The organism is Cyclobacterium sp. 10D3-21 (assembly GCF_055809755.1).
This window is the reverse complement of the sequence record NZ_CM147924.1, coordinates 5,834,524-5,856,731: the sequence shown is the minus strand read 5'-3', so window position 1 is coordinate 5,856,731 and position 22,208 is coordinate 5,834,524. Positions and strand designations below refer to the sequence as shown.

15 protein-coding genes are annotated in these 22,208 nt (G+C 40.3%); 8 read left to right on the top strand and 7 right to left on the bottom strand.

The window, feature by feature from the left end; translation table 11 throughout:
- Positions 1-15 precede the first annotated feature (15 nt).
- The 4 genes from AC0L7T_RS22575 to AC0L7T_RS22560 form a co-directional block, all read right to left on the bottom strand.
- Positions 16-1,431 carry an L-fucose/L-arabinose isomerase family protein gene (locus AC0L7T_RS22575; RefSeq protein WP_473338603.1) on the bottom strand — a complete coding sequence of 472 codons (1,416 nt, stop codon included), beginning with the start codon at positions 1,429-1,431 and terminating at the stop codon, positions 16-18.
- 39 nt (positions 1,432-1,470) lie between these two features.
- The gene (locus AC0L7T_RS22570; protein WP_473338602.1) at positions 1,471-2,244 is read right to left on the bottom strand and encodes a DeoR/GlpR family DNA-binding transcription regulator; all 774 of its coding nucleotides are present in this window, start codon (positions 2,242-2,244) and stop codon (positions 1,471-1,473) included.
- Positions 2,245-2,515: 271 nt separating this feature from the next.
- Positions 2,516-4,153, bottom strand: a complete 1,638-nt coding sequence (locus AC0L7T_RS22565; RefSeq protein WP_473338601.1) for a RagB/SusD family nutrient uptake outer membrane protein — start codon at positions 4,151-4,153, stop codon at positions 2,516-2,518.
- 10 nt (positions 4,154-4,163) lie between these two features.
- Complete coding sequence (locus AC0L7T_RS22560; RefSeq protein ID WP_473338599.1) at positions 4,164-7,178, bottom strand: SusC/RagA family TonB-linked outer membrane protein; 3,015 nt, start codon at positions 7,176-7,178, stop codon at positions 4,164-4,166.
- Positions 7,179-7,512: 334 nt separating this feature from the next.
- Between AC0L7T_RS22560 and AC0L7T_RS22555 the strand changes: the two genes are divergently transcribed.
- From AC0L7T_RS22555 to AC0L7T_RS22520, 8 genes are all read left to right on the top strand, one after another.
- Positions 7,513-8,802, top strand: coding sequence for a nucleoside hydrolase-like domain-containing protein (locus tag AC0L7T_RS22555; protein WP_473338598.1), 1,290 nt, complete (start codon positions 7,513-7,515; stop codon positions 8,800-8,802).
- Positions 8,803-8,843: 41 nt separating this feature from the next.
- Positions 8,844-9,968, top strand: coding sequence for a pectate lyase (gene pelA, locus AC0L7T_RS22550; protein ID WP_473338596.1), 1,125 nt, complete (start codon positions 8,844-8,846; stop codon positions 9,966-9,968).
- Positions 9,969-10,291: 323 nt separating this feature from the next.
- Positions 10,292-11,677, top strand: a complete 1,386-nt coding sequence (locus tag AC0L7T_RS22545; protein ID WP_473338595.1) for a pectate lyase family protein — start codon at positions 10,292-10,294, stop codon at positions 11,675-11,677.
- Positions 11,678-11,701: 24 nt separating this feature from the next.
- Positions 11,702-13,753 carry an aceric acid hydrolase gene (locus AC0L7T_RS22540; RefSeq protein WP_473338593.1) on the top strand — a complete coding sequence of 684 codons (2,052 nt, stop codon included), beginning with the start codon at positions 11,702-11,704 and terminating at the stop codon, positions 13,751-13,753.
- 117 nt (positions 13,754-13,870) lie between these two features.
- Entirely contained in the window at positions 13,871-15,259 is a 1,389-nt protein-coding gene (locus AC0L7T_RS22535; protein ID WP_473338591.1) for a pectate lyase family protein, read from the top strand.
- Positions 15,260-15,797: 538 nt separating this feature from the next.
- Positions 15,798-17,192 carry a sulfatase family protein gene (locus AC0L7T_RS22530; protein WP_473338590.1) on the top strand — a complete coding sequence of 465 codons (1,395 nt, stop codon included), beginning with the start codon at positions 15,798-15,800 and terminating at the stop codon, positions 17,190-17,192.
- A gap of 614 nt (positions 17,193-17,806) precedes the next feature.
- Entirely contained in the window at positions 17,807-18,385 is a 579-nt protein-coding gene (locus AC0L7T_RS22525) for a hypothetical protein (protein WP_473338589.1), read from the top strand.
- Positions 18,386-18,823: 438 nt separating this feature from the next.
- Positions 18,824-19,486, top strand: coding sequence for a hypothetical protein (locus AC0L7T_RS22520; protein ID WP_473338588.1), 663 nt, complete (start codon positions 18,824-18,826; stop codon positions 19,484-19,486).
- Positions 19,487-19,494: 8 nt separating this feature from the next.
- Here the strand turns inward: AC0L7T_RS22520 and AC0L7T_RS22515 are convergent, their stop codons facing one another.
- The 3 genes from AC0L7T_RS22515 to AC0L7T_RS22505 form a co-directional block, all read right to left on the bottom strand.
- Positions 19,495-20,010 (bottom strand): DUF4221 family protein, encoded by a 516-nt coding sequence (locus AC0L7T_RS22515; protein WP_473338587.1) that lies wholly within the window; start codon positions 20,008-20,010, stop codon positions 19,495-19,497.
- Positions 20,007-20,462, bottom strand: coding sequence for a DUF4221 family protein (locus AC0L7T_RS22510; RefSeq protein ID WP_473338586.1), 456 nt, complete (start codon positions 20,460-20,462; stop codon positions 20,007-20,009). Before AC0L7T_RS22510 ends, AC0L7T_RS22515 begins: the two co-directional genes overlap by 4 nt.
- A 354-nt stretch (positions 20,463-20,816) precedes the next feature.
- On the bottom strand, positions 20,817-22,079 hold the full coding sequence (locus AC0L7T_RS22505) for a hypothetical protein (protein ID WP_473338585.1): 1,263 nt from the start codon (positions 22,077-22,079) through the stop codon (positions 20,817-20,819).
- Positions 22,080-22,208 lie beyond the last annotated feature (129 nt).

Sequence of the window (22,208 nt, the reverse complement as noted above, 5' to 3'; positions counted from 1 at the left end):
CAATTAACCCGTTTTTTACCCTTCGTGATGGTACACATCCCATCCCATATAGTTTTCAAAAGCTTCTTTCAATGCATCAGAAGTATGTGAGGCATTCATCACAACATGATGTTCGAAACCATTTTTACATATATAATTCATTAATCCCTGAAGGTTTGGGATTTTAGCAACGGCCCTATTTCCGAAAGTCTTTAATTCGTCATCTGTTAAAGCACCATCTCCCACATAGGCTTTCATGATTCCTTTGGTATCATCTGTTGTAATTCTTCCAAAAGTCAATGGGGAGGCAGGCGTACGCCCGTCCAATGCGCCATAGGTGTTTTCCACCCCTACTGTTGTGCCTAGAATTGGGGCATTGCTGATCTCAATGTCTGGTAAGAAGGATTTGGCCCAGTTTCCACAATGGAAAAGCACACATTTATCGTCATCGTCAGCATAGTTATTGTTCCAGTCTACCAAAGCACTGGGAGAACCAGAGGCCAATTGCATTGCATACATGCTGAGGGTTCCTGTCACATCTACTTCACAGGCGCTAGGGATCATGCCTTCGCTAAACATACTTGAGCTGGTGCAAACATTGCAACCATAGTTTTGCTGAAGCGAAGTCCAACACTGAATGGCATTGGCATCCAGTTGATTTTCAGTCATAAAGTCATTCAATACCACATCAAGCTTCGCCATCTGTATTAAAGACTCACTTGGGGTCTTTCCAATAGAAGCATAATTGTGAATTTTCTCCAAATGATCTTTTACCCGCTGATGGGTATTGTCCAATTTATTGGCTTTACCGAGAATTTCGGACAGATCGCAGGTGACCACAGAAATGCCGTTTTTTTGCAATATTTTTTCACTGTACCGCACCGTGTTAAAAGCAGTGGGTCTGGCACCAATGGCTCCAATTCGGACATTTTTCATTCCTTTTACCACACGGCAAACGCCCAGAAATTTTTGTAAATCTGCCTGAAAGGATGGGTCGGTAGGGTGGACTACATGTTTGGTAGTGATCGAATATTTAATGCCGTATTGATAAAGGTTATTGCATACGGAAATCTTCCCACACCATGAATCTCTTCGGTTGGCTACATTTAGTTTATTCAGCTCATCAGGGTATCCTTGAATGAGTACTGGCACTTTTAGGTCCGCAAGGTGTAAAGTGTCTGCAATTCCTCGTTCATCTCCGAAATTTGGGAGTACTACTAGAACACCTGCTATATCCTCCTTATACTTTTTGAATAAATCAGCACATTTCCTGGCATCCAAATAGGTCTCAACACCACCAAGCTTAGTCTCATTTTCTCCAAGAATAATGGCTTTGATGCCTTGTTTTTCAAGTACGTTTAAAACCTCAATCCTCGCTTCTGACACGAGTATGTCTGGAAAAAAATCTCTGTTTCCTATGATAATGCCTAAAGTGATGTTCTGATTTTTCATTGTGCTCTAAGAAATGGTACTTTTTACTTTCTGTTTTTTTTAATTTTTGTCTTCAGCGATAATTAACTGGATATCGTTTTCTTTGAAGACTTCTTTGTGCTTGTTTTCGACCCCTTCGTCAGTAATGATATAATCGATAAGCGATAAGGCTCCGAGGCTGGCAAAAGCGCTTTTGCCAATTTTTGATGAATCCGCTACCAAATAGGTAATGTCAGCGGCATCAATCATGGCTTTTTTGACTACCAGATCGCTAATACTGGGATAAGTAAGGCCTGATTTTAAGGAAATGCCTGCTGTTGCCAGAAAGAGTTTCTGGACATTTAGCCCCTTGAAGAAATCAGCTGCCTTTTGGCCCGTAAGCGATAAAGTAGGTGCCTTAAATTCCCCTCCTGTCATAATGATGTCTATGTTTGGATTTGCGCCTAGCATCAATGCGATATTTAGGGCATTGGTAATGACCGTTAACCCTTTGATATTTATTATTTTTTTTGCAATCTCAGTAGTGGTAGATCCAGAATCAAGAATGATTGTGTCTCCGGGATGTATGAATTCCAGACATTTTTCAGCAATAATTTCTTTTTCCTTTAGATTATCCTGGTGTACTAAAGAGAAATTACGCACCTGGTCTTCAACATTTTTCAAATGAACGCCACCATGCTCCCTGATGACCAATCCATTTTTCTCCAATTTCTCGAGATCCTGGCGAATGGTTACTTCTGTAACTTTAAAGATTTTGGCCAGATTGATTACTTTGGCAGAGCCATCTTCTTTTAGTAAGTCAAGTATCTTTTCTTTTCTTTGTTTTGGCAACATTATTTCTTTGTATTTTGCGGAAGAACGAAGATAATTAACCTCTAAACAGTATCGTAAGTTTTTTTTCTTTTTTGTTTTGGTTAAAAGTTATCAATAATGATTTTAATTTATTGTTTTGCCCAATAATGTGCAAGTTGGAAGAAATCACTTTTTTGGCATAAGGTCTTTTTTTAGTGAAAATATAAGTTGTACTTCAGTAAATAAGAGCGTGTGCAAACGTTGAAGCCTGCCCACGCTCCATTTTTATAGGAATAATAGGTGTGTATTCATTTTATTGATAACCTTGGTGTTGAACAAATTCATCACGGTTGGTTACAGCATCCAATTGCGCTTGAGGTATTGGTCTTATCAAATGGAAAGGTTCTACTCTGGTGACATCAGGGTTTAAACTTAAAACTCTTTCTACCAATTTTTCCGTTCTTTTCAAGTCAAACCATCTCAATTGCTCTCCTGCAAATTCTCTCGCACGTTCATCCAAGATAAAATCAAGGGTTACGTCATTCGCAGTGATTTTCATGGCTTCTTCCAGGCCAGGTTTTGCAGCACGTGTTCTGACCACATTGATATAATCCGCTGCAGATTGATTATTGCCAAGAAACATCTGGGCTTCTGCTGCGATAAGGTACAATTCGGCAAATCGGATAACAAAAGCGTCCCTGGAACTTTGCGCTTCATTGGCACTGGACCTGGTATTGTCCATGTGCTTGGTCAGGGTAGGGTAGCGAAGGTTGTCCCTTACCGTGCCATTCTCATTATAGATGTCATTCCTGTTGTACACTTGGTACACATGTCCCGGACTACCTGTGAAAGTGCTTCTGGTTGCTACCACTGCCGTGTCTCCAGTAGCCATTCCTGCCGGTGTGTTGGTAGAATTGGCATACCAAACCTCCATAAATGATCCTTCGTATCGGGAATCTTCTTCGCTGAATAGGTCAAGCAACGCCCGTGTAGGCATGTACCTATTGAAGGGTCTTCCGTATTCAATTGCTCTCGTCATTCCAGGAAGGTTGTCGTATTTCATTAGGAAATGCAAATGACCATTGTTACTGCCTCTTCCATGTCCCAATGGGTTGGTAGAGGAATTTCGAAGGTCATTGAGGGTTAGGTTTTCTGCATAATTAACAGCATAAACAATTTCACTGTTATGGTTATTTCCCATGTCCCAAAGATCTGCATAATTGGAGACCAACTCGTAGCCAAAGTCCCCGTTGATGACAGATTCAGCCATTTGGGATGCTTCATTGTACATTTTTCTGGTGAGGTAAATCCGTGCCAGGAAAGCCATGGCTGCAGGTTTTGTCACCCTCCCATAGTCTGAAGTTGTTGTGGACAAATTGGCTACAGCAAAATCAAGATCAGTCAATATTTGGTCATAAAAGGTGTCTATAGGTGTTTTGTTGGCCGTCGTGATGATTCCCTGAGATTCTTCAAGCGTAAAATGAACGCCTCCCCAGGTTTCTACAATATGGTAGTAATAAAAGGCCCTTAAAAACCTCAATTCAGCCTCTCTTTGAGTGCGCATGGCAGGTGTAAATCCGGCTTCTTCAATCCGGTTAATTCCCGCATTGGTTAGATTTATAGCTGCATACAATTCCCTCCATTCGGTGGTAATTGGTGCATTGGTACCTTGTAAATTGGTATAGGTAGTAAGGTCCGGCCAAACATCACCTGCGGCACTTATCCAGATGTCCGTACCCATTTCAGTCATATTAAACCCTTCTTCTTTTCCATACCACCACCTTTGGTAAGAATAAGCGGCATTGACCAAAGATTCAAATCCTTCCGGCGTACTGTAAACTGCCTCAGCAGTAAGACCGCTGGGGTTGTATTCTTCCAGCACTTCATCACATGATGTGGTAAATAAGGCCACGAACAAAGCGGCTGCTGATAGTATTTTTATATTTTTCATTTTGAATCGATTAAAAGCTAAGATTGATTCCGAAAACATAATTTTTTAACATTGGATAACTTTCTCCACCACCTCGCTCAGGATCGTATTCATCCAGCTTTTTGCTTTTGGTAAAAGTCAATAGGTTGGAGCCGGAAAAGTAAATCCTCATATTACTGAATATGGAACTGTCCGTGCTTGGAAGGGTGTATCCCAGTGAAAGGTTTCGTACCCTGAGGTAAGATCCATCTACATAGCCAATTGTGCTCCAATAAAGTGTGGAGGAGCCAGATACTCCAGCATTTGGTCTTGGGTATTCATTGGTTGGGTTTTCCGGAGTCCAATAATCAATAGCCTTAGTGCTGTTGCTTAAGTTGGACTGCCTATCATATCTGCCTAGAAAATCAGGATCAATTGTCTGACCCCATCTGGCAAAAAGATACACACTGAAGTCAATTCGCTTGTAGGTAATTTTATTGTTCAAACCGCCAAACCAATCAGGTCTGTTGTTTCCTGCAAGAACACGGCGATCATTGACGGCATCTATTTTCATGTCTCCATTTTGGTCTTTTACTTTTATGTCACCAGGTACTTGACCATAAATTGCGGCTTCATCCGCCTCATTTGTTTGCCATATTCCTAGTTTTTCATAATCATAAAAAACACTTATAGGTTGGCCTACAAACCATCCATTTCCAATATCATCCACGCCTTCTGTTACCAGGGAAATGATCTCCTCTCTGTTTCTGGTAAAAGTGAGGGTTGTTTCCCATTGCAAGTTTTCATTTTCGATATTCAGGGAATTTATTCCGATTTCAACACCCTGGTTTTTGGTCTTGCCTATGTTTTGATACACTTGCTGAACGCCTGAAGTAGGTGGCAAGCCACGAGGCAAAAGAAGGTCCGATGTGCGGGTGTCGTAAATGTCCATAGTGGCATTTATCCTGCTTCCCCATAGTCCCAAATCAACACCAAAGTTGGTGGTTTCAGATAATTCCCATCCCGCATCTGGATTGCCTAAGAGTGGGGAGAAGGTAAATCCCTGGAAACTTGACTCTCCAAAAGCCATAGGGATTCTGGTCAAAGAGCTTTGTGTTCCGTAGGCTTTAATTCCTGAGTTTCCTGCTACACCATAACTCAAGCGAAGTTTTAACTCACTGACGGCGGCTACATTCTGCATGAAGTTTTCATCTACGACTCTCCAGGCAAATGCGGCTGATGGGAAATACGCCCATTTATTGCCTTTGGACAATCTGGAAGCGCCGTCCGCTCTATCTGTTAGTGTAATAAGGTATTTGCCTTTGTAACTGTAATTCAAACGGGCTGCAAAGGAGAGTACATTCCATTTTGAAAATCCGCTGTTGATGGAAATGTTGTCAGGGGCATTGCCCAGACCATAAAACAACTGTCCAGGAAGCAATTGATTTTCCCCTTGGGCAAGTACATTGTCGGATTCTTCCTGCACATAACTGGTTAAAGCTGTTATGGCAAATGAATGGTCCTTAATCTCCTTTTGGTAGTTGATGACATTGTCCCAGTTGATAAATCGGCTATTGGATGCGGTGTATTGCGCCTGACTAGCGCCCCCATTTCTACTGATGGAGTTGGATGCTTCGAAGCGACCAACTCTGGTGTTATTGATGTTTGTCCCAAAATTTGTACGAAAGCTAAACCCTTCGAAAGGCTTCAGTTCCAGGTATACATTGGCGAGTACATTGGTTATTTTGCCTTTGTTTGAGAATACATCTGGTTGTTCATCTGCCAAAGGGCTAATTGATGATCCACCAAGGGGATAGACAATGAAATCTCCATTTTCATCATATACAGTTCCCAGGGGGATAATTTTATTGGCCATGTTCAATGGATCCCTGCGGTAACTTTCGTCCCTATTGGCCACCTGTGATTGCAAACCTGCCTTTATCCAGCTATTGAATGTATGGTCGACATTGGTTCGAAGTGTGTAGCGTTTTACATTGTCAAATTTCAATATGCCATTTTCTCCGTAAAAATCCAGAGAGGTATAGACTTTGGTTCTGTCGCCTCCTGAGTTTACACCAAGGTTGTAATTTTGCTGATTACCATTGCTTAGTAGTAAGCTTTGGTAATCAATCCAATCTCCATTTGCGATGGCGGCCAGTTCCTGGGTGTTGAAAATCAATGGATCGTCCGCTGCTGAGTTCCATTTTCCAGTAGTTCTGTTGGCTTCTCTTTTGATGGCCACATATTCGTCTCCATTCAAGACAGAGGGATATCGGGAAACTTCCGATACGCCATAATAAGAATTAAGTGTGACTGAGGGCTTGCCTGAACTCCCTTTTTTGGTGGTAATGATAACAATACCATTTGCACCCTGCCAACCATAAATGGCCGTAGAAGAAGCATCTTTTAAGAACTCCATTGACTCAATATCATTGGGGTTGATATTGTCAATGTTTCCTGTTTGCACCCCATCTACTATAAATAGAGGGTTGTTACTGGCTCCAATGGATCTGTTACCCCTAATCCTAATGTTAATGCCGGAAGATGAGGAGCCATTGCCTCTGGTGATGTCTACACCGGCAATTTTTCCTTGAATAGATTCTAAAGGGTTTTGGGCCGGTACCTGCCTGATTTCATCGCTTTTGACAGAGGTTACGGCTCCTGTGAGATCTCTTTTCTTAACTGTACCATATCCAATTACGACGACTTCCTCCATATTGGTTATGTCGGGAGAAAGGGTAATCTGAATTGTGGTTTGGTTGCCTACTTTTACTTCCTGTGGAATATAACCAATGGAACTAAACACCAATGTCGCATCTGGGGTTGCTGAAATAGTGAATTCACCATCAATATTTGTAGCTGTACCAATATTAGTACCTTTTACTAATACGGTTGCCCCTGGAAGCACATCATCTAAGTCGGAAGATTTGACGGTTCCTGTAATAGTGGTGTTCTGAGCAGAAAGCTCAGAAAAAATAAGCGTAAAGCAGGCAATGACGAACAAGGCTGTTTTTAAAAGCCTTCCTCCAGCTGATGGAGGAATTTTAAAGTAAGAATATTTAATCATGGTTTTTGGGATTTGTTAACAGCAAAGGTTAAATAGTACGTTTGAATAGGTTTCCGATTTAATTTTCTTGGTATTCGTAAAATAAAGAAACTAAAAGAAAGTAAATCGTAAGTATTATGGGTATAAATCTAGTGATAATTAGATTTAAAATAAAAATATTTTAAAATATATTTTCGAAAAATTACTTTTTATTTTTCTTTTACTTTCTTTTTGATACATTTATACCCGATATGTAAACCTGTGCTAAACTTAATTAGGGTTTAAAAAGCTGATTTTAAAGTGATAGTAGCTTTTTTGTAAAACGTAAATAAAAGAAATTTAGTCGTAAAGAATAATGAAGAAAACAGGAAGTTTAAGGCTCATAATACTGGTTGTAATGGTCACGTTTTGGGGCTGTGACAGTACGGTTAGGGGGCAGAATAAGCCCAGAATTTTAATTAGTTCGGATATAGGAGGTACAGACCCTGATGATTTTCAGTCCATGATACATTTATTAATGTATGCGGATCAATTTGAAATTGAGGGACTGGTTTCTTCTCCTTTCGGAGATGGGCGTAAAAGCAATTTTTTGGACATAATTGCGGATTATGAAAAAGATTATGCACAGCTAGCAAAACATGCAAGTGACCTTCCAAAAGCAGATGTTTTAAGAGCGGTTGTAAAGCAAGGTGCAGTTCCAGCAGCCCCTTTTAAGGGTTATTCTAATTCCACTGAAGGTTCAGAATGGATCATTAAATGCGCCAAAAAAGAAAGTGATCAGCGACTTTGGGTTTTGGTTTGGGGGGGTATAGAAGACCTTGCTCAGGCATTGCATGATGCGCCGGAGATAAAGGAGAAGATCAGGGTGTATTGGATAGGAGGCCCGAATAAGAAATGGAGCATCAATGCCTACTCTTATATAGCAGCCCATCATGGAGATCTTTGGATGATAGAAGCCAATGCAACCTACAGGGGCTGGTTTATGGATGAAGATTCTCCTGAAGCATTTAAAGGTGACGCCTATTATGACAATTATATCCAAGGGCGAGGTGTTATCGGTAAGGATTTTATCAATTATTATAATGGAGAAATAAAAATGGGAGATACTCCATCACTCGCTTATGTCATGAACGGCGACCCAGAGGATCCCACTGGAGAAAGTTGGGGTGGTAGCTTTGAGAAGATAGACCGCAGTTCCAGAAGCGTATTTGAAGGCGGCAGCACCAATGCAGATACAGTGGCGGCTTATGCTACAATTGAATGGAGGTTTAATGGGCCTAAAATAATGGTTCCAGAAGATTCTGTAGTTTTTCAAATCAAAATACAAGGTCAGGTTTGGCCGGGTTATTACCTTGGTGAGGGTATTTATGGAGTGAAATATGCTTCTAAAAAGGCGGAAAATGGTAAATACAAAACCAGTAGTGAAATTCCTGAGCTGGATGGCTTGGTCGGAGAATATGTCAGTACCAATCCCTGGCCGGGAAAACCCTCTCCGGACGATTACCAATTGGGATCCAACTGGTACAGTGATCGATTAGGTGAAGAACTATTTATAAAAGACCAACAAGGCGCGAAAACCATTTCCAAATATAGGGAGGCCTTTTTGGGTGACTGGGGAGATAGATGGAAGTGGTTGGAGGAATAAGGTTAAATTAAAATAACAACATATAAGGAAATTCAAATAGAATGAAAAAGATAACCGCACTTTCAAAAACAATGGGATTGATAGGGTTAATTGCAGTCTTTGCGATTGGCTCCGTAATGGGTCAGAACGACTCCAAAGATTTCCAGGATATGCGTTGGAAGGATGTTGCTGTGAAAATGCCAGAAGCCTGGTATGCTTCCAATGAAGCAAAACTAGTGGCAGAAAATGTTCTGCTGACCCAAAAGGCAATAGGAGGTTGGGAAAAAAACAAACCCTATCATCATCCAATGGATGCTGGTGAAAAAGCTGCTTACCTAAAAAGAAAAGGTGAAATTGGAGCAACTTTTGATAATGATGCCACGATTACCGAGTTGAGGTTTCTAGCCAATGTTTATTCAAAAAACATAGACGAACGCTACAAGCAAGCTTTTGAAAAAGGAATAAACTATATACTCAAGGCACAATACGACAATGGGGGTTGGCCTCAGTTTTACCCGGTCCGCAAAGGAAGTGTGGCCTATTCCGGCCACATCACCTTTAATGATGATGCCATGGTCAATATTATGCGCTTCTTAAAAGAATTACTCTCCGATGCCCCTGCTTTTCAATCCATTCAATTGTCGGACAGTAAAAAAGCGAAAATTCAGAAAGCCTATGACAAAGGAATAGCGTGTTTTCTAAATACTCAGATTGTCGTCAAAGGGGAGCCTACCGCCTGGTGTGCCCAACATGATTCGGTAACCCTTGCACCCGCAAAAGCCAGAAGTTACGAATTGCCTTCATTTAGTGGATCGGAATCAGTCGGAATAGTGCTTATGCTCATGGAAATAGAAAACCCATCCGATGAAATCAAGGCTTCTATAAATGGAGCTGTAAAATGGTTTGAAGACCATAATGTAGGCCGGTTAAGGGTGGACACACAGACGATGCCTGATGGAAGCAAGGATAGAATTGTGGTGGAAGATGAAAATGCGCCTTTACATTGGGGGCGATTTTATGACCTGGAAACTGAAAAAATATATTTCTGCGACAGAGACGGTATCAAAAAGAACTCCATAACCGAGATAGGTCATGAGCGGAGAAACGGCTATAGCTGGTACACCCGGGCTCCGGAACAAATGCTGGAAAAATACCCGGAATGGAAAAAAAGAAATGGGATTAACTAAAACAGGAACAGGTAATCTATTCCTTGATGGATAGTATTCTAATTTTTGTCTTTAACCCGAAATATGCAATAGACAATCTATTACGTGCTGAAATCGCTTTAAAATCAGCCACTTCGTTGCTGTTTTCAATTTCACCATAGCGGTGCTATGCTAAAATCTCCAAACAGCCTGATTTTCTTGCGATTACAACACTCATCACGAATTCTATTACATAATCCGGGTTTAATTCCGATTAAGCACTAAAAGACAATTATCACAATGAATAATAGTGAATAATTTCGATTTCACCTTTGATTTAGACCTGTTTAAAAATAAAATATTCAATGAAACATTTAATTCTTAGTGTGGTATTGCTATTGATTGGATTCAATAGCGGTGCCCAACAACTTGCCTTTCCAACTGCTGAAGGCTATGGAAAATATTCAAAGGGGGGACGAGGTGGTATTGTATTTGAAGTTACCAATTTAAATGACAGTGGAGAAGGAAGTTTAAGAGCTGCAGTGGAGGCAACTGAACCAAGAACAGTGGTTTTTAAAGTCTCAGGCACCATTTCCCTGGAATCTCCTTTGCGGATCAAGCATCCTTATATCACCATTGCTGGTCAGACAGCCCCTGGTGATGGGATTTGTCTTAAAAAGAATCCATTGATTATAGAGGCAGATCATGTCATCATTAGGTATTTGAGGGTTAGGTTAGGAAATGAATCAGGGGAAGATACCGATGCGGTATCAAGCAGGTATACCAAACACATTATTCTGGACCATATTTCAGCCAGCTGGAGTGTAGATGAAACCATGTCTATTTATCATTGTGACAGCATTACTGTTCAGTGGAGCATTATTTCCGAAAGCATGTACAAATCCAATCACGTAAAAGGAGCACATGGTTTTGGAGGGATTTGGGGGTCAAATTATGGCACTTACCACCACAATCTTATAGCCGATCATGGCAGTCGCAATCCTAGAATGGCATCAGGATCGGGTTATACGGATTATAGAAACAATGTAATTTACAATTGGGGGTACAACAGTTGCTATGGCGGAGAAAACCAACAAGTGGGTAATCCGAAATTTTCTTTTTCTAAGTTCAATATTGTAGCCAATTATTATAAACCCGGTCCTGCCACAGTTCCGGGAGAGGTTTCCTATAGAATAGCCAACCCATCCATGCGCAAGAATACCAGTGATTTTGGCAAATGGTTCATTGCTGACAATGTCATTGAAGGAAATAACAAAGTGACTGCTGACAATTGGGATGGAGGAGTGCAGCCACAGGGAGGAACCCAAAATCTTCAATTTGTGAAGATGGAAGCATCCTGGCCTTCTATGCCCATTCACCAGCACACAGCGGAAAAAGCCTTTGAGGCAGTGCTCGAAAATGCAGGGGCCACCTTGCCTAAAAGAGACCCTGTGGACAAAAGAATAGTAAAGGAAGCAAAAGAAGGACAGGCTTCCTTTGAGGGTGAAAGCTATAAGAAAAATAAAACGCTCGCAGATAAGTCCAAAAAATCCGGTATAATTGATTCACAAAAAGATGTAGGAGGGTGGCCAAATTTAAAAAGCACTCCAGCACCTAAGGATAAGGATCACGATGGCATGCCAGATGATTGGGAAAAGAAAAATGGCCTTGATTCTTCGAATGCAGCAGATAGAAACAATTTAGCGGATGGCTACACCATGCTAGAGAAATATTTAAATTGTATCAATTAATATTTGACCCAGAATAACAAATATATGCTTGATTTTAAATGGAATAGTAATTGGATTGGCCTTTTTATGGCAATCATTTTTGTCCCCCTATTGCCGGTAAATGCTCAGGAAAAGGCTTTGGTAAACACTTCCAAAAGCCCGTATGCCAAACAAGTCTCGGTGGACATGGATGCGGTAAAATGGACCGATGGCTTTTGGGGGCATTGGGCTGATGTCAGTAAAGACACCATGGCCATGAACATGTTGCACATTTATGAGAATGATACCCTTAGCCACGGTTTTCTTAATTTTGAAATAGCTGCGGGATACAAAGAAGGAAGACATAGGGGCGCTCCTTTTCATGATGGGGATTTTTATAAAACGCTTGAAGCCTTAGTGTCTGTTTATGCCAGCACAAAGGACCAAAGGTATTATGATGAGCTAGAGCGGATCATAAAAGTAATCGCGGACGCACAGAGAGCAGATGGTTATATTCATACTTCTACAATAATTAAGCAACGCAATAATCCTAAAGATGCGGTTGAGTTTGAAGATCGAATGAACTTTGAAACGTATAATATGGGCCATTTGATGACGGCGGCCAGCTTACATTATCGCATTACCGGTCAGACTAACTTTTTGGACATAGCGATCAAAGCAACAGATTTTCTTGTTGCCTATCATGAAAATGCTACTGCCGAACAAGCTCAAAATGCGATTTGTCCTTCCCATTATATGGGAGTGGTTGAAATGTACAGAACCACCAGAAACAAGGAATACCTCGACCTGGCTGGTAAAATGATTGATATTCGTGGAATGATTGCTGATGGTACAGACCACAATCAGGACCGCATTCCATTCCGACAGCAGCGGGAAGCCGTAGGGCATGCTGTTCGTGCCAATTACCTGTATGCTGGAGTAGCTGATCTTTATGCAGAGACAGGGGAGGATTCTTTGATGGTGGCATTGGAAAGTATATGGAAGGATGTGGTCACTAAAAAACTTTACATCACTGGAGCTACCGGGGCTTTGTATGACGGGGTGTCCCCAAACGGAACCACCTACAAGCAGTCTATTATTCAGCAAGTCCACCAGGCTTATGGGCAGGCTTTTCAACTTCCCAATATTTCAGCTTACAATGAAACCTGTGCAAATATTGGAAATGTGTTGTGGAACCACCGCATGCTTTTGGTGACGGGAGACAGCCGTTTTGCTGATATTTTAGAGCTTAGCTTGATCAATAGTGTATTGTCCGGGACTGATCTGGGCGGGACCAATTTTAATTATACCAACCCCTTGAGAGTAGATGAGGAATTGCCTTTTACATTTCGCTGGAATAAGGTGAGGGAACCCTATATTTCAAAATCGAACTGCTGTCCTCCCAATGTCGTCAGAACGGTTGCAGAAACCCATAATTACGCCTATGCATTATCCGATAATGGTTTGGTAATCAATTTGTATGGCAGCAATGAACTGAAAACCAGTTTGCCAAATGGTTCAAGCCTGGAGTTAAAACAGGAAACGGATTACCCCTGGGATGGAAAGATAAAGCTAAGCATCCAAAATGCTGGGCAAGATCCCTTTGCCATAGATCTACGGATCCCTGCCTGGGCCAGCCAGGCTGAAATCACTGTTAATGGAGAAAAATTCATGGAAAAACCTATAGCTGGAAGTTATTTCTCTCTAATACGACAGTGGGAAAAAGGAGATGTGATTGAATTAAACCTACCCATGACTGCCCGATTGATGGAGGCCAATCCATTGGTGGAGGAAACCAGGAACCAGGTAGCTGTAGTGAGGGGCCCAATCGTTTATTGTATTGAATCTCCGGATTTGCAGGATGCACGCATCTTTGATGTTGAGCTACCTGCGGCCATTCAATTTACCCCTGTCAAAGAAATGGTAGCTGGTGCCTGGCTGACCTTTCTGGAGGGGCAGGCCTTGTTACAAGCTAAAACCGATTGGGAAGGAAAATTGTACCAGGCAGTAGACCAAAAAAACACTCTGAAGCCTGTCAATATCAGGTTGATTCCCTATTTCGCCTGGGGGAATAGGGGAGAATCAGAAATGGCGGTTTGGATGCCGTTGAAAAAGTAAAGGAGTCATGGGGTATTCTTCTCTCTGGCAATTGGGAGGATCTGTATTTGTTACTTCAAATTGCTGCCTCACGAAATTTCAACCACTCTTTAAATGAAGTAGTCAATTAATAAAATAATGAAAAGAACTATTTTGAGTATCGCATTGGCATTGATTGGTATATACAGTTATGCGCAACAACTTGCCTTTCCCACCGCCGAGGGCTATGGAAAATACACTGTTGGTGGACGGGGTGGGAAAGTTTACGAAGTAGTCCATCTTAATGATTCTGGGGCAGGAAGCCTTCGTGAGGCTGTTGAAGCTGAAGGACCAAGAACAGTTGTTTTCAGGGTTTCAGGAACCATCAAATTGGAAAGTGAATTAAGAATTAAAAATCCATATATCACGATAGCAGGTCAAACAGCTCCTGGCGAGGGCATAACACTCAGGGCTTATCCGTTGATGATAAATGCAGATGAAGTGATCATTCGTTACATCAGGGTGAGACTCGGGAACGAATCAGGAGGTGAAACTGATGCAATATCCAGCAGGTATACTACCAATCTTATATTGGACCATGTATCGGCAAGTTGGAGTATTGACGAAACCATGTCCATTTACCATGGTAAAAATGTAACAGTTCAATGGTGTATAACATCAGAAAGTCTTTATAAATCCAATCATCAAAAGGGGAATCATGGTTTTGGCGGTATTTGGGGATCAAACTACAGCACCTATCACCACAATTTAATCGCCAATCATTCCAACCGTAATCCACGCTTTGCATCGGGAGGTGGAAATATTGATTTCCGAAACAACGTAGTTTACAATTGGGGATATGAATCTACTTATGGAGGTGAAGTTGCTCAGGTAGGCAATGACAAGTTCAATTTCACTAACATCAATATGGTAGGAAACTATTATAAGGCAGGACCTGCAACAGCACCCGGTCAAATCTCCCATCGTATCGCCTCTCCCTGGTCTCGAAACAAAGCAGCGGACTATGGGAAATGGTACATTTCAGGCAACATAGTTGAAGGGAATTCCTGGATTTCAGCGAACAACTGGCTGGGTGGAGTGCAGCCTCAAGACGGTAGCGAATATTTGGATGGTTTAAAGCTGGAGGAACCCTGGCCATCGATGGCTATCAATGAAGAGTCTGCCGAAGACGCTTTTGTTTCTGTCCTCGAGAACGCAGGCACTGTTTTTCCTAAGCGTGATGCTGTAGACCTTCGAATTATTGATGAAGTACGCAATGGTTACGCAACTTATGAAGGGGAAACCTACAAAAAGGATCACAAGGTTGCGGATAGGTCCAGGAAGACTGGGATCATAGATACTCAAGAAGATGTTGGTGGATGGCCAGTGCTAAAAAGTGTTCCTGCCCTGGTCGATACGGATCACGATGGAATGCCAGATGATTATGAAAAGCAAAATGGTCTCAATCCCAAAAAAGCCAGTGATGGAAACAAGGTTGGTAAAGACGGTTATACGATGTTGGAAAATTACCTAAATTCTATTTACTAAACCCTAGAGAGGTATAAACCTCAACTATGGTGGAGAGCAGAAAAAACGATTCAATTAAAAAATGCTGCATTTAAATCCGATACAAGCAATAGCTCTTTTATTGAGTAAAGAAATCACATCCAAATCAGTAAATCGTTGTTATTTTCGGCTCTATCTGATGGGGAGATAAGATAGGTTCACCCTTGCGATGCTATTCCTAAGTCTCCCAAGTTAGCATAATATTTTTTTGGTCAAGTTTAGTATCAGTTCTGGAGAAACCAAGTTGGTATGTTCTAAACTATAGTATCTCTGATCTATCGCAAGAAGGTCTGGATTTACTTATACCCTAAACACAATGGGAGTACAAATAAGTGTTTTGTCCATGCAATGGTTTAACCGCAGGATTGATAACATGGAAGCAATGAAAAGTAAAGTATAGGCATGGTAAAAGTATGTCAAATGGATAAAATCAAAAAAGAAGCTAAAATAAAATAGTAATTTACATTCCAAAGCATAGGAATAAAGCTTCTAAAAATTTTCCCATCAATTCATTTGTGACATGGCCCTAAAAATCAATTCATTTAGATACGATACAAAGAGTAAAATAAAGTTTATAATATCCGGGTTGTTTTTCTTGGTTGTTTCTTTGTCTGGATTTGGGCAGGAAAAACAACCCAATATAATCTTTATTATTTCTGATAGCCACCGCTCAGAGGCCTTAGGAGTGGCTGGGAATTCTTTTGTGCAGACACCTCATCTAAACCAATTGGCTAGAGAAGGAGTAAGGTTTGAGAATGCTTATGTCACGACCGCTATTTGTACTGGAAGTAGGGCCAGCTTCTTCACTGGACAATACATGTCACGCCATGGAATAGAGGATTTTGCCACAGATTTTTCTGAAGATGCTTTGTTGGAGACCTATCCGCTAGTACTTAAAAAAGGAGGGTATAAGATCGGCCTGATCGGTACCTGGGGCATAGGGAAAAATCCTCCAGTGACTCATTTTGACCACTGGGAAAGTAATGTGCCCAAGCGGACAGCCTCAGGTATGCACCAAACAGACAATATTGTACAAAAAGCAGTGGACTACCTCGAAAAGTATCAATCGGAGGCTCCATTTTTCCTATCTATTGGATTTTCGGCCGCACATGAGATAGATCCTTTCAAAGATAAGCCTGCAACCTATGATGTTCAGGAAAGATACCTTCCGTTGTATGAAAACCTTGAAATCCCTGTTCCAGAGACTGCTGCCCCCGAGTACTGGGATAATTTCCCGGATTTTTTCCGAACCGATGACAATATCGCCAGGTCTAGATGGCAGGGTTTCTTTTCAAGTGCTGAGCTCTTTCAAAAAAATGCAAAGAATTATTACCGGATGGTAACTGGCCTGGACGATGCAGTCGGTACAATCATGCAAAAACTAAAAGCCTTAGGTTTGGATGATAATACGATTGTCATTTATACCAGTGACCACGGTTTTTCCTTGAGTGAACATGGACTGATGGGTAAATGGTATCCTTTTGAAGCATCCATTAGGGTTCCATTGATTATTTATGACCCCAGAAACCTCGAATCTAATGGAGAGACAACGGAGAAAATTGCATTGAATATAGACCTAGGCCCTACCATATTAAAATTAGCAAACCTTGAAATGCCAAAGCGCATGCAGGGCATCGATCTTTTGGAAATGGTTGCGAGGAACAAAAAAGGCTTGGATAGAACAGCATTTTTCTACGAGCATGAATTTTTGGGTAGCCCACAACTTCCCAAATCTCAGGCAGTAATCCGAAAAGATTTTAAATACATTTATTATCCAGAACATGAGTACGAGGTGGTATATGATTTAAGGAATGATCCTCATGAAACCCTTAATGTTGTTTCTTCACCCGCTTATGCCAGGAAAGTCAAAAACTTACGAAGGAGCCTTAGTGTTTTAAAACAGTCGGCAAAGTAACAGAAATAGCTATTTCCTATCACCACAAAGCCTTAATGCAGAGGGTTATCATCTTTTAAAATAAATTAAAGAGAAGGAGTGGCTCGTCCTGAACTACTTCTGGAAATATGGTCAGACTGTTTTTGCTAAAAAAGGGTCGCCCAATATCAGCTATTTATTATTGGAAGATTAGGTCTATATAGACCATAGCTTTAATGGGATCTATATAGGTAGTCGATTTATAGTCTTGCTTTTTAGCCCTGCTTCCAGTCTATTTTCAAAATATTTTTTTTAAAAAACTCTTTCAGATCTTCTACGATTTGAGTTGAGCTCAATTGTGAACCAAAAGAAATTTGTTAAGCCTTTGGTTTTCAGACTAAAGATTAAATTTTGCTTTATTTCCTGGGCTTTTTTGTCCCATTCAGCCCTGTTTTTTTTGGTATTTATTCAGGAAATTATAGCGTAAAAACAATGGAAATAAACGTTTAAAAATGGGTCTTAAACAAGTGTTAAAGTTTTTAAATACTTTTTTTTATATTTGAATTACATTTTTATGGATTTTTAAATTTTTTCATTTACCTTTGACTAATTATTTAAAAGAACATTTTTATTAAAATTATTTAATCGTATCTATTATGAAAAGAACATTACTTTTGGCTACTATTGCCATTGTCTTTTTTGTACTACCTAAAGTTTCTTTAGGGCAAGTATCTTTCTCACATTCTTTAGGAGCAGCTTATTATGTAAGTACTTCTACCACTTCCACTGAATACTCTGAATCCACCTCTACAATTGGTGCTCCTGGTATTCTATATTCTCCAAGAATTAATGTGGTTGAATTAGGAAGAGAAATGACTGTTTCAGTTGGCACACATCTGGGCTTGGGATTCATGCTCGATACAAGTTCAGGGAGCGCATCCTTCGCAATGGATCTTCCCGTTGTTGCCGAAATAAACTTTGGCCACGGGGCCCATGCTGATACCAGATCCTCAGTAGGTGGTTATGCTGGTGTAGGTTACGGAATTAATAGGTTAGGTGGAGGGAGTAATTTTGATGGCGTCTCTACCAATAAAGCTTCAGGGCCTGTTGTTAATGGAGGTGTTCGTGCTTTTATTAATGGTGTCCCAGTAGGATTAAGGCTTTCTTATTTATTAAACATGGAAGAAGGAGGAAATGTGGCAGGAATTGGTGCATTCTACACTTTCGGTTTTTAATAAAGCCCGGAAACTAATTCAAAGAAGGCAGGTTTCTGAATCAAACCTGCCTTCTTTATATCTTACCTAATTAGTATTTTCCTACAATTTCAAAGACCATCATAGATGGGCATCAAAGCTGTTTTATGATTTTTTTTTTTTATCTAGCATAAGTTTACCCCCTCTAGTACTTTCCCTTTCGACCTTTACGTTTTTCCATTCGGTCTGAGATTTGATTAATCCTAGGTGAGTTGCATTGCTTTTTTTTAAGAAATATTGTCTCGCCATTCTATCTGCATGCTTCCATCAAAATAACTTTTGGAGGGCCAAATTTTTTACTAAAAATAGTAATGAGATCTTTTTACTCAATTTCCATATTAGAAGGTCTTTGTTTTACAGCGTTTTTTAGTGAAAATTGATTAAATTGAATCCTATTATATTGCTTATTCAGAATGACTTATGAAAAGCATACCAGCAAAGCTACTTTTATTCATTAACCTGATAAGCTTTCAAGCGGCAGGGCAAGTTGTTTTCAGTGAGCAAAACTCCTTGCTGATTATAGAAGTTGAGTCGGCAGAAAGGCTAGGGAATTGGGTTCGAGATAGTTCGAATGTAGATGGGGCTACGATTCATTACTTGTATTCTACAACTGAGCACTTCAAAGATCCCGGGAATAAAACACTTAAGTATCCTATTGAAATCAATAATCCTGGGCTATATAAATTAATCTGGCATTCGAAAGTAGGCATAGGGACCTCTTCAACTGATAATAATGACACCTGGCTCAGAGTTCCTGATGCAACAGATTTTTTTGGAAAAAAAGAAGAACATATTGTAAGACCCCACGGAAAATGTCAGGATGATTGTCCCGAGGGAGCAGGAAAGGAAGGTTGGTTTAAAATTTATAGCAACGGCACTACTGACTGGACATGGCGTGCCAAAACCAGTGACAATGATGCCCATGAAATTTACGTACGCTTCAGGGAAAAGGGTTCCTATTCGCTAGAGGTCTCAGCAAGGTCTGCCCATCATTTTTTGGATAGGATTGTTCTTTACGACCCTGAAAAGTATACTGAGAAAAAGGTTGCCAATTTAACCCTGCCTGAAAGCGAAAGGAAATAAAAGAATTATTATTGCAAATTGCGGGTTAAAGAAAGTATCTCAAATTCCATTTGATCTTCATTGGTGTAATTTTTTGGATTCAATTGGATATGCAAACCTTTTTCATTTACAAAGGTGGTGTATACATTGTAGTTGTTTCTTTGAAATTTTGTCTCTCCTAATACTTTAAACTCGTTATCCAATACCATGATGGTAAATTCTTGATCGTATTGGATTTCTGGATTATTTATTTCATCTATCGTGTTTCCCAATAAGGTTAGTCTATAATAGACATCTCTGAATTCATCATAAATAATATTGAAATAGTGGGAGGTTGAATAATCGTAAACCACAGATTCTTTCCAGTCCATTACCTTGTCTCTGTTCAAAGACATAGGCGGAACCTCATCGAAATATTGACTCTTTACTTCATGCTTTTCAATAAGTTGATCATTTTTAAATATGTAAACATTGGGGTCAACTGGAAAGGTTTGAATAATGGTGTTTTCTTTGTTGTTAACCGTAGTGTAGCTAAAGTCCATCATGCAATTTGCTCCCCAGTTGCCATGGTTATAGGATTCAGGCCTTTTGTAATGTTTGAAAAGTTTCCAGTAGTTAATTCTAGTTTAAAAAAAGTATTAAGCTTTGTATTGTCTTCAAGTAATGCGCCGGTTATACCTGCGGGAATATAAAGGGTGCTTTTCTTTAGAAACATTGATTTGCCAGTGCTTGTCATTATTCCTTCCTCTAATCCCTCCTTTTCAAATTGAAAAGAATTTAGGTAAGTTCCCTTTTCGTCGAATAAAAATACTTTGTTCTGCCAAGAATTTGATATAAATATAGAATCCTTGTTTGCATAATGAAAACTTAACCCATTATCCCCAATTCCATTTGGACCTTGGGCTGGAAAGTGAATTTTATCCTTAATTGATCCATTGTCATAATCGTAAAAAATGATCTCATTTGTGAATTCATTTAACATTAAATAATTGTTCAATTCTGGGACAAATTGAAAACAAGTTGATGTGGGAGCTGTAGAATCATTTAGGTAAAATATTTTCTCGGCGGAAGCGACTAAGCCTCAAGGGGCTATAGTTTCACTAATAGCAGATTTTTTCTCAGCGTTACTTTGGCAAGCGAAAGCCAGCAATATTTGTATAGGCAATAGCAGATTGGATTTCAATTTCATATTAGGGTTGCTTAGGGGCTGGGGTTAAAGGTATCTTTCTATTTATTTTGAAACAGTAGGTTTGCCTACCAATCCTAAATTCATTTAGATATAAATAATCAAAAACCTGAATTTTATTTACATCCCGTTATAGAATGGCTGATGCCTATTTCGGATTAAAGGTTATTTAATCTCGATTTCGATCTCCATTTGGTTCCATATATAGTTGATCGAATGAGAATTTCCCTGTTCGTTTTTCATGGCATCGGACCAGATCAGGTTCATTTTTTTACCGTCTTCACTGATCCATTTTGGAGATAGCTTTGGTTGGTAGGTTCTATTGTTGGTGTCGTCGACGGTCCAGTATTCCGAATAGTGAAATTGTGTCCATGGGCCATAGGCATTTTCTGAATACCAAAAACCAAGACTGCCCGTTTCGGTATGCATCCAACTGTGGTAATAATCCTCATCCGAGTTGCTCATGCCATGACCACCATAAGTACCACCATTGACCATAATGTAAAGGCCTAGCCCTTCGTTCCAGACAACAGAAGGCAACCAGGAGTACCATCCGAAATAATGGTCTTTGCTGCTTTTTTCCGGGAAAGTATGTACATAGCCTCTGTCAGTGATTTTACTTGACCATTGGGGCTCGTTGTTTTGGTCATACTTTGTGAAATATTGCCATTCACTTCGAATTTCGATTTTATCATGAGGTACTCTCGCTAAGGTCAGTTGATGGGCTTTGGCACCTTCCGGGGAATAAATATACACGTATTCATCCTTGGCGGCTGAATTGTCTTTGCCATTTTGCACAAAATCGAAAAAAGAAAAAGGATAAGCTTCCTGTGTTTGATGAGGTAGCCCATGCTCCTTTAATGAAAACATTTCCTGCTCATTGACAACATTTCTCATGCTGTCCATGGCCGTAAGTGCAAGTTCATTTCCTTCTCTGTCTACACGGGACCAAGAATCGCCATTGTCAGTTGACTTCAAAAGCTTTACCCCTGTAAAGGGCCCTGACCAAGAGGGGCCAGGTGTCTTGGAAGCTGCCGAGTACACCTTGCCGTCTACAGAAACAATCCCATAGCCAAACCAACTTCCTTCCTTGCCACTGAATTCAGGGTAATTGGGAAGGTCTTCCCTTTCAAAGTTTTCCGGGCCTCCTTTTATTCTGTAAAGGTGGTTGTGGATTTGTGATGCGTAATTTTTTTGATCCAGCCAGTTGCCATCACACATTGAAACTATTTGCGAACCATCAGCTGCCCAGGTAAGACACCAATTGTCACCACTAGCACCCAATCTTTTTAAAGTTTCCTTGTTGAAGGTAACTCCTTCCGGAACAGCTTTTTTACTTTCTTCGGTGATGGTTTTTTTCTTCGTATTGCTCTGACAGGCAAAGGCTAACAATACTATAGGCAATAGCAGGTAAGATCTAATTTTCATGAGGTGATTGCTTAGGTGTGGGGTTAAAAGCTTTGTTCTGGGTTTTGGGAGGTAATAAAATCACCGGCCAAACATTACAGAAGAATTAATTTAATGAAAAATTATTAAAAACCTGCGTTTTATGTAAGT

Excerpts from the sequence above, each read along its gene's own strand:
- AC0L7T_RS22575 (WP_473338603.1), bottom strand. The coding sequence starts at position 1,431 with ATGAAAAATCAGAACATCACTTTAGGCATTATCATAGGAAACAGAGAT.
- AC0L7T_RS22570 (WP_473338602.1), bottom strand. The coding sequence starts at position 2,244 with ATGTTGCCAAAACAAAGAAAAGAAAAGATACTTGACTTACTAAAAGAA.
- AC0L7T_RS22565 (WP_473338601.1), bottom strand. The coding sequence starts at position 4,153 with ATGAAAAATATAAAAATACTATCAGCAGCCGCTTTGTTCGTGGCCTTA.
- AC0L7T_RS22560 (WP_473338599.1), bottom strand. The coding sequence starts at position 7,178 with ATGATTAAATATTCTTACTTTAAAATTCCTCCATCAGCTGGAGGAAGG.
- AC0L7T_RS22555 (WP_473338598.1), top strand. The coding sequence starts at position 7,513 with ATGAAGAAAACAGGAAGTTTAAGGCTCATAATACTGGTTGTAATGGTC.
- pelA (WP_473338596.1), top strand. The coding sequence starts at position 8,844 with ATGAAAAAGATAACCGCACTTTCAAAAACAATGGGATTGATAGGGTTA.
- AC0L7T_RS22545 (WP_473338595.1), top strand. The coding sequence starts at position 10,292 with ATGAAACATTTAATTCTTAGTGTGGTATTGCTATTGATTGGATTCAAT.
- AC0L7T_RS22540 (WP_473338593.1), top strand. The coding sequence starts at position 11,702 with ATGCTTGATTTTAAATGGAATAGTAATTGGATTGGCCTTTTTATGGCA.
- AC0L7T_RS22535 (WP_473338591.1), top strand. The coding sequence starts at position 13,871 with ATGAAAAGAACTATTTTGAGTATCGCATTGGCATTGATTGGTATATAC.
- AC0L7T_RS22530 (WP_473338590.1), top strand. The coding sequence starts at position 15,798 with ATGGCCCTAAAAATCAATTCATTTAGATACGATACAAAGAGTAAAATA.
- AC0L7T_RS22525 (WP_473338589.1), top strand. The coding sequence starts at position 17,807 with ATGAAAAGAACATTACTTTTGGCTACTATTGCCATTGTCTTTTTTGTA.
- AC0L7T_RS22520 (WP_473338588.1), top strand. The coding sequence starts at position 18,824 with ATGAAAAGCATACCAGCAAAGCTACTTTTATTCATTAACCTGATAAGC.
- AC0L7T_RS22515 (WP_473338587.1), bottom strand. The coding sequence starts at position 20,010 with ATGATGGACTTTAGCTACACTACGGTTAACAACAAAGAAAACACCATT.
- AC0L7T_RS22505 (WP_473338585.1), bottom strand. The coding sequence starts at position 22,079 with ATGAAAATTAGATCTTACCTGCTATTGCCTATAGTATTGTTAGCCTTT.